Below are 7634 nucleotides of genomic sequence, written 5' to 3'. Positions count from 1 at the left end.
CCGCCGCGACGAGCGCCGTCTCGGCCGCCGCCGCGGAGCCCGCCCACCCGGCGAGCGCGGCCCGCAGGGTCTTGCGGCGCTGCGCGAACGCCGCGTCGACGACGGCGAACACCTCACGCCGGGACGCGGTGGTCTTCAGCGGCTCGGCCCGCCGGACCAGCGACACCAGCCCGCTGTCGACGTTCGGCGCGGGCCAGAACACGTTCCGCCCGATGGCGCCCGCCCGCTTGATCTCCGCGTACCAGTTGGCCTTGACCGAGGGCACCCCGTACACCTTCGAACCGGGCGCGGCCGCGAGCCGGTCGGCGACCTCCGCCTGGACCATCACCAGCGTGCGCTCGATGCTCGGGAACGTCTCCAGCATGTGCAGCAGCACCGGGACGGCCACGTTGTAGGGCAGGTTGGCGACCAGCGCGGTCGGGGCCGGCCCCGGCAGCTCGGTGACGTGCATGGCGTCGGAGTGGACCAGCGCGAACCGGTCGGCGCGCTCGGGCATGCGGGCGGCGACGGTGGCGGGCAGCGCGGCGGCGAGCACGTCGTCGATCTCGACGGCGGTGACCCGGTCGGCGACCTCCAGCAGCGCCAGCGTGAGCGAGCCGAGCCCCGGGCCGACCTCGACGACCACGTCGTCGGGCCGCACCTCGGCGGTGCGGACGATCCGGCGGACCGTGTTCGCGTCGATCACGAAGTTCTGGCCGCGCTGCTTGGTGGGCCGTACGCCGAGGGCGGCCGCCAGCTCACGGATGTCGGCGGGACCCAGGAGGGCGTCGGGGGTGGGGCTGCTCACGGGACAAGGGTACGGGGCGCCGGGGACCGCCCAGGTCACCCCCGGCGAGCGCCCGCTACCCCTGGAGCCGGGCCCCGCAGTGCGGCCAGGGGCTGCTGCCGCTGCGCACGTACAGCTTCTTCGCGCGGTACGTCTGCTCCTCCGGTGACGCGTCCTGGGGCCGGCCCTGCCCGCCGAGGCTCTGCCAGGTGCGGCTGTCGAACTGGTACAGCCCGCCGTACGTTCCCGACGGGTCCACCGCGTTGGGACGGCCGCCCGACTCGCAGGCCGCCAGCGCGCCCCAGTTCAGCCCGTCCGCCCCCTGCACCGAGGTCGGCGGCGCCGCCGTCCCCACCTTCACCACCTGCGCCCGGGGTTCCCGCACCACCTCCGAGCGCAGCCGGTGCGGCTTCTGCCGGACGCCGTTGACCGTGCGCACGGAGTAGATGACCCGGCGCATCCCCGGCTGCCCCGGCCGTTCGACGACCTCGGTGCCGCGCAGCAGGGAGGGGTCCTCGGTGCGCAGCTCCCGGAACGGGATCGGCTCCTCGTGGACCTCCCGGGTGCGGGTGATGCGCAGCACGGTGATCGTCTGCCCGTCGCGCGGGAAGCTGCCGGGCGCGACGGACGTGGTGTCCTGGCCGCGCAGCGTGACCCCGGCCTGTTCGACCGCCTCGCGCACGGTCGCCGCGTTGGTGCGCAGGGTGCGGGCGCGCCCGTCCGCCATGACCGTCACGGAGCGTTCGGTACGGACCTCCAGGGCGAGCCCCTCACGCCCGATGCGCCGGGAGCGCGCGGTCGACAGATACGCGCCCTCCGCCCGCACGCCCAGCTGCCGGAGCGCCCCCTCGACGGTGTGCGCGGTCGTCCACACCTCACGCCGCTCGCCGTCGAGGGTGAGGATCAGGGGACGGCCGTAGCGCACCTCGATCTCGTCGCCGTCGCCGAGCGCGCTGCCGGTCCCGGGGCTCACGACGTCGTGCGCGCCGACCTCGATGCCCTCCTCGGCCAGCAGCTCGGTGACGTCGTCGGCGAAGGTGTGCAGGGTGCGGGGCGTGCCGTCGACGTTCAGCTCGACCGCCTTGTCCTCGGCGAGGAACGCGGTGGTGCCGCCGGCGAGGAAGGCGACGACCAGCGCCCGCGGCAGCAGCCGGCGTACGGAGTCGGCGCGCTCGGCGTAGGGGGCGCGCCGCCGGTGCCCGGACCGCGGGGCAGCGGGGGCGGCGGGGGCGGTGAGGGCCGTCTGACGGGGCAGCGCGGGCTCGGTGGGTGCGTAGGCGGGAGTCGGCGCGTAGGCGGGGGCCTGCTCGTAGGCGGGCCGGTAGGTGTCGTCCGGCCGGTGGGTGTCGTCGGCGGCGCCGGGCGGGCCGGGGATGCCGTAGCCGTGTCCGTAGCCGACGGTCTCGGCGGAGTGCAGATCGCCGACCGTCTCATACGGCTCATAGGTCTCGTACGTCTCGAACCGCGCGTTGCTCACGCCGACACGCTCCAGGGCCTTAAGGGGTCCGGCTCGGGCCCCCAGAACCTAGCGGAGCGCCGGTCACTCTCCAAAGCGGCGCGACTACGGAACGTACGCGCGAGACGTGTCCGAGTGCGCCTCAGTACCCGAACGCGCTAGCGGTGTTGGCTCCCAGCGCCGTAGCCATCGCGTCCTCGTCGATCCCGCGCACGGCGGCCATGGCCCGCACCGTCACCGGCACCAGGTAGGGCGCGTTGGGCCGCCCCCGGTACGGCGCCGGCGTCAGGAAGGGCGCGTCCGTCTCGACCAGCACCAGCTCCAGCGGCGCGACGGCGAGGGCGTCCCGCAGATTCCCGGCGTTCTTGAACGTCACATTTCCGGCGAAGGAGATGAAGTACCCGGCCTCGGCGCAGATCTCCGCCATCTCGGCGTCGCCGGAGTAGCAGTGGAAGACGGTCCGCTCGGGCGCGCTCTCCTCCTTGAGCACGCGCAGGACGTCGGCGTGGGCGTCGCGGTCGTGGATGACCAGGGTCTTGCCGTGCCGCTTGGCGATCTCGATGTGCGCCCGGAAGGACCGCTCCTGCGCCTCCTTGCCCTCCGGCCCGGTGCGGAAGTAGTCGAGCCCGGTCTCCCCGACCCCCTTGACCTGCGGCAGAGCGGCCAGCCGGTCGATCTCGGCGAGCGCCTCGTCCAGCGCGGCGTCCCCGCCCGGCTCGCGGGCCCCCTGCCGCGACCATCCGTCAGGATCCCCGTGCACGATCCGCGGCGCCTCGTTCGGATGCAGCGCGACGGTGGCGTGCACGGCGTCGTACGCGGCAGCGGTCTCCGCGGCCCACCGCGACCCGTTCACATCGCACCCGACCTGCACGACCGTCGTCACCCCGACCGACGCGGCCTTGGCCAGCGCCTCGTCCACGGTGCCGCCCTGCATATCGAGATGCGTGTGCGAGTCCGCGACGGCGACACCGAGGGGGGCGGGCAGGGGCGGGGCGGCGTTCTTGTCGCGGTCGCTGGAAGGCATGCCCCGATCCTACGAAAGAGACTGCGCTTTCCGAGCGACGGCACTGCACCCCCCCAGGGGCGCGGGGCTGTATCCATATGCGGCTCCGCCGCGTGGGCGCGACCAGCCACAACGCACCCGCACCCCGCAACGAATCCGCACCCCTAACGGCGCTCCCCGGCCCCCTTCGCCGCCACCACCGCATCGAACACAACCCGCTTGGGCACCCCCGCCTCCACAGCGACAGCGGCAATGGCCTCCTTGCGCCGCTCCCCCGCCTCCTCCCGCACCCGGACCCGCCGCACGAGCTCCTCCGCGTCGACTTCCTCCCCGCCCTTCTCGGGAGCCCCCTCCACGACCACGGTGATCTCCCCGCGCACACCCTCCGCCGCCCAGGCCGCCAGCTCGGCCAGCGCCCCCCGCCGTACCTCCTCGTACGTCTTCGTCAGCTCCCGGCACACCGCCGCCCGCCGCTCCCCGCCGAACACCTCGGCCATCGCCGCGAGCGTGTCGTCGAGCCGGTGCGGTGACTCGAAGTACACGAGCGTGCGCCGCTCACCGGCGACCTCCCGCAGCCGCCCCAGCCGCTCCCCCGCCTTCCGCGGCAGGAACCCCTCGAAGCAGAACCGGTCCACCGGCAGCCCGGAAACGGCGAGCGCGGTGAGCACGGCCGACGGCCCGGGCACCGCGGTGACCCGCACCTCCCGTTCCACCGCCGCCGCGACCAGCCGGTACCCGGGGTCGGACACCGACGGCATCCCGGCGTCGGTCACCAGCAGCACCCGCGCCCCGCCCGCCAGCTCCTCCACCAGCTCGGGCGTCCGCGCGGACTCGTTGCCCTCGAAGTACGACACGACACGCCCCTTGGGCGTCACGCCGAGCGCCTGGGTCAGCCGGCGCAGCCGCCGCGTGTCCTCGGCGGCGATGATGTCCGCGCCGGCCAGCTCCTCGGCGAGCCGGGGCGGGGCGTCGGAGACGTCGCCGATGGGGGTGCCTGCGAGTACGAGGGTTCCGGTCACGTCCCCCATCCTCCCAGCCCCGGCGCGGGGCGACGGACGGAGAGGCGGGGCATACCGCCCATGCGCGGGACTCACACAGCACGGTTCCCTACGATGGCGCGGTGACCAGTACAGCGTCGTCCATGGACTCCACGGACACCCGGCAGGACCAGGCGCCGCACGACCAGCGGCCGACCTGGCAGCAGCGGCTGCGCCGCTTCGGCTACGCGGCGAAGGCGGACAGAGGCGACGCCCGCGGCCAACTGGTCCCGCCGTACACCGGACCGTCCCCCCGCCTGTGGACGACGCTCGGCGTGCCGCCGCTGCTCGCGGACCGGATCGCCCGCTGGTCGGGCTGGGGCGGGCCGCTGCTGGTCACGCTGCTGGCCGGGGTGCTGCGCTTCTGGAACCTGGGCAGCCCGAAGGCGGTGATATTCGACGAGACGTACTACGCCAAGGACGCGTGGGCGCTGATCCACCGCGGCTTCGAGGTCAACTGGGACAAGAACGCCAATGACCTGATCCTCTCCTCCGGCGGGAACGTCCCCATCCCGACGGACGCGGCGTATGTCGTCCATCCGCCGGTCGGCAAGTACGTCATCGGGCTCGGCGAGCTGATGTTCGGCTTCGATCCGTTCGGCTGGCGTTTCATGACCGCCCTGCTCGGCACGCTCTCGGTGCTGATGCTGTGCCGTATCGGCCGCCGCCTGTTCCGTTCCACGTTCCTCGGCTGTCTCGCGGGCGCGCTGATGGCGGTGGACGGGCTGCACTTCGTGATGAGCCGGACGGCGCTGCTGGACGGTGTCCTGATGTTCTTCGTGCTGGCGGCCTTCGGCTGTCTGCTGATCGACCGGGACCGCGCCCGGGAGAAGCTGGCCGCCGCGCTGCCCGTGGACTCCGACGGCCGGGCCCGCCCCGACGCGAAGATCGCCGAGACGACCCGGATCGGCTTCCGCCCCTGGCGGCTGGCGGCCGGCGTGATGCTGGGCCTGGCGATCGGCACCAAGTGGAACGGCCTCTACATCCTGGCCGCGTTCTGTGTGCTGTCGGTCCTCTGGGACGTCGGCTCCCGCCGGGTCGCGGGCGCCCACCGCCCCCGCACTGCGGTCCTGAGGCGCGACCTGGGCTGGGCGTTCCTGTCCACGGTCCCGGTGGCGGTGTTCACCTACTTCGCGTCGTGGATCGGCTGGATCCTCTCCCCGACCGACGGCACCGGCGGCTACCACCGCGACTGGGCCGTGCGGGGCGGCGGCCGGGACAGCGCGTGGTCCTGGCTGTTCCCCGACTGGTGGCGCAGCCTGTGGCACTACGAGAACCAGGTCTACGACTTCCACGTCGGCCTGTCCTCCCCCCACACCTACGAGTCGAACCCGTGGAGCTGGATCGTCACCGGCCGCCCGGTCTCGTACTTCTACGAGTCCCCGGCGCCCGGGAAGGACGGCTGCCCGGCCGACGCCACCGAGAAGTGCGCCCGCGAGGTCCTGGCCCTCGGCACGCCCATGCTGTGGTGGGTGGCGTGCTTCGCGCTGCTCTACGTCCTGTGGCGCTGGCTGTTCCGCCGCGACTGGCGGGCGGGCGCGATCGCCTGCGGCATCGCGGCCGGCTACCTCCCCTGGTTCCTGTACCAGGAGCGCACGATCTTCTACTTCTACGCCATCGTCTTCCTCCCCTTCCTCTGCCTGGCGGTCGCGATGCTCCTGGGCGCGCTCGTCGGCCCACCCCGCACCACGGACACCCGCCGCGTCGCCGGCGCGACAGCGGCGGGTGTCCTGACCCTCCTGATCGCCTGGAACTTCATCTACTTCTGGCCGATCTACACCGGCACGGCCATCCCGATCGACGACTGGCGGGCGCGGATGTGGCTGGACACGTGGGTCTGACCGGGGCATCGAGAAAGTCCCCGGAGCATGATGGCCCCGGGGACGTGGTCATGCCGCCCTACTCGTAGGTGCCGGCGTTCCCTTTCGCTCCCGTGTCCGCGTCGGTGTTGGACACGGCGTCGAGCATGCCGCCGGCGAGGGCGCCCAGGAGGGAGCTCTCCGACAGGACATGGGGGTTGTTGAGCGAGCCGTCGATGATGCCGGCCTGAGCGGGGGCCACGGAGGCCAGGACCGCACCGGCGGTGAGCGCAGTGGTGGCGATGACACGGGACGTTGTCTTCTTCATGCCGTGATCAACTCTCCCGCCCCCCACCGGGACACGCAGACGAAACCCGGTGGCCGCTGGGCCGGGCCCGCCGATAGCGTGCGGTCGGCGAACCCCATCGACAACTGACATCCGCGGAGAACGATTCTCGTGACCAGCCGGCAAGCAACGACGACCCTGTGGCGCCCCACCGGCCCCAAGGAGCTCGAGCTGGTCCGGGAACTGGACTGGCGCGCCTGGCCGCCGCGGCTTCCCGAGCAGCCGACCTTCTATCCGGTGCTCAACGAGGACTACGCCGTCAAGATCGCCCGTGACTGGAACGTCAAGCACGACGGTGCGGGCTTCGTCACCCGGTTCGAGGTCGACTCCGCCTTCCTGCGCAGGTATCCGGTCCAGCAGGCAGGCGGGCGGACGATCCTCGAGCTGTGGGTGCCCGCGGAGGATCTCGACGAGTTCAACGCGCACATCGTCGGCGAGATCCAGGTGGTCCACGAGTTTCGCCGGTGACCGACCTCTCGCGGCTTACTTCGGGTCGCGGTTGAAGAGGGACCTGGACCAGACGTAGCCGAGGGCGGCCAGGGCCAGGCACCAGGTGACGGCCAGCCAGCCGGCGTTGCCGATCTCCGTGCCGAGGAGGAGGCCGCGGAGGGTCTCGATCGCCGGGGTGAAGGGCTGGTACTCCGCGACCGGCCGGAACCAGCCCGGCATCGACTCCAGCGGCACGAACGCGCTGGAGAGCAGCGGCAGGAGCAGCAGGGGCATGGCGTTGTTGCTGGCCGCCTCGGCGTTCGGGCTGGCCAGGCCCATGCCGACCGCGATCCAGGTCAGCGCCAGCGCGACGAGGACGAGGAGCCCGATCGCGGCGAGCCATTCCAGGGCGGTGGCGTTCGTCGAGCGGAAGCCGATGGCCACCGCCACCGCGCCGACCAAAATCACGCTCATCACGCACTGGATGACGCTGCCGACGACGTAGCCGATCACGACCGAGCCTCGGTGGATCGCCATGGTGCGGAAGCGGGCGATGATGCCCTCGGTCATGTCCATCGTCACGGACACGGCACTGCCGATGGTGGTGCCGCCGATGGTCAGCATCAGGATGCCCGGGACGAGATAGGCCAGGTACGCGGACCGGTCACCCGCGCCGTCCCCGATGCCGGCGCTCATGGTGTCGCCGAAGATGTAGACGAAGAGCAGGAGCAGCATCACCGGGGTGAGCAGCAGGTTCAGCGTCATGGACGGGTAGCGGCGGGCGTGGAGCAGGTTGCG

8 protein-coding genes are annotated in these 7634 nt (G+C 72.6%); 2 read left to right on the top strand and 6 right to left on the bottom strand.

Translation table 11 applies throughout. From position 1 onward, the window contains the following. The 4 genes from rsmA to rsmI all read right to left on the bottom strand — a co-directional run. Nucleotides 1-787 (bottom strand): 16S rRNA (adenine(1518)-N(6)/adenine(1519)-N(6))-dimethyltransferase RsmA (rsmA, locus tag N4P33_RS29850; protein WP_260830065.1); only part of this gene is annotated, 787 nt, incomplete at its 3' end. 55 nt (nucleotides 788-842) lie between these two features. Further along, nucleotides 843-2243, bottom strand: a complete 1401-nt coding sequence (locus N4P33_RS29845; RefSeq protein WP_260830064.1) for a resuscitation-promoting factor — start codon at nucleotides 2241-2243, stop codon at nucleotides 843-845. 121 nt (nucleotides 2244-2364) lie between these two features. Next, nucleotides 2365-3246, bottom strand: a complete 882-nt coding sequence (locus tag N4P33_RS29840; protein ID WP_260830063.1) for a TatD family hydrolase — start codon at nucleotides 3244-3246, stop codon at nucleotides 2365-2367. Nucleotides 3247-3389: 143 nt separating this feature from the next. Then, nucleotides 3390-4244 (bottom strand): 16S rRNA (cytidine(1402)-2'-O)-methyltransferase, encoded by an 855-nt coding sequence (gene rsmI, locus N4P33_RS29835; RefSeq protein ID WP_260830062.1) that lies wholly within the window; start codon nucleotides 4242-4244, stop codon nucleotides 3390-3392. Nucleotides 4245-4345: 101 nt separating this feature from the next. Here rsmI and N4P33_RS29830 point away from each other — a divergent pair, with 101 nt between their 5' ends. Continuing rightward, nucleotides 4346-6103 carry a dolichyl-phosphate-mannose--protein mannosyltransferase gene (locus N4P33_RS29830; RefSeq protein ID WP_260830061.1) on the top strand — a complete coding sequence of 586 codons (1758 nt, stop codon included), beginning with the start codon at nucleotides 4346-4348 and terminating at the stop codon, nucleotides 6101-6103. A 58-nt stretch (nucleotides 6104-6161) separates the two neighbouring features. On the opposite strand, the gene N4P33_RS29825 is transcribed toward N4P33_RS29830, so the two are convergent. Next, nucleotides 6162-6389, bottom strand: coding sequence for a hypothetical protein (locus N4P33_RS29825; protein ID WP_260830060.1), 228 nt, complete (start codon nucleotides 6387-6389; stop codon nucleotides 6162-6164). 129 nt (nucleotides 6390-6518) lie between these two features. Here N4P33_RS29825 and N4P33_RS29820 point away from each other — a divergent pair, with 129 nt between their 5' ends. After that, on the top strand, nucleotides 6519-6875 hold the full coding sequence (locus tag N4P33_RS29820; protein WP_260830059.1) for a hypothetical protein: 357 nt from the start codon (nucleotides 6519-6521) through the stop codon (nucleotides 6873-6875). Between the two features lie 15 nt (nucleotides 6876-6890). Here the strand turns inward: N4P33_RS29820 and N4P33_RS29815 are convergent. Next, nucleotides 6891-7634 (bottom strand): ABC transporter permease (locus tag N4P33_RS29815; protein ID WP_260830058.1); only part of this gene is annotated, 744 nt, incomplete at its 5' end.

The sequence above is a fragment of the Streptomyces sp. 15-116A genome, assembly GCF_025290915.1.
Lineage (GTDB): Bacteria > Actinomycetota > Actinomycetes > Streptomycetales > Streptomycetaceae > Streptomyces.
Note: the sequence above shows the minus strand (reverse complement) of the source record. Positions and strands in the feature narration are given on the sequence as shown.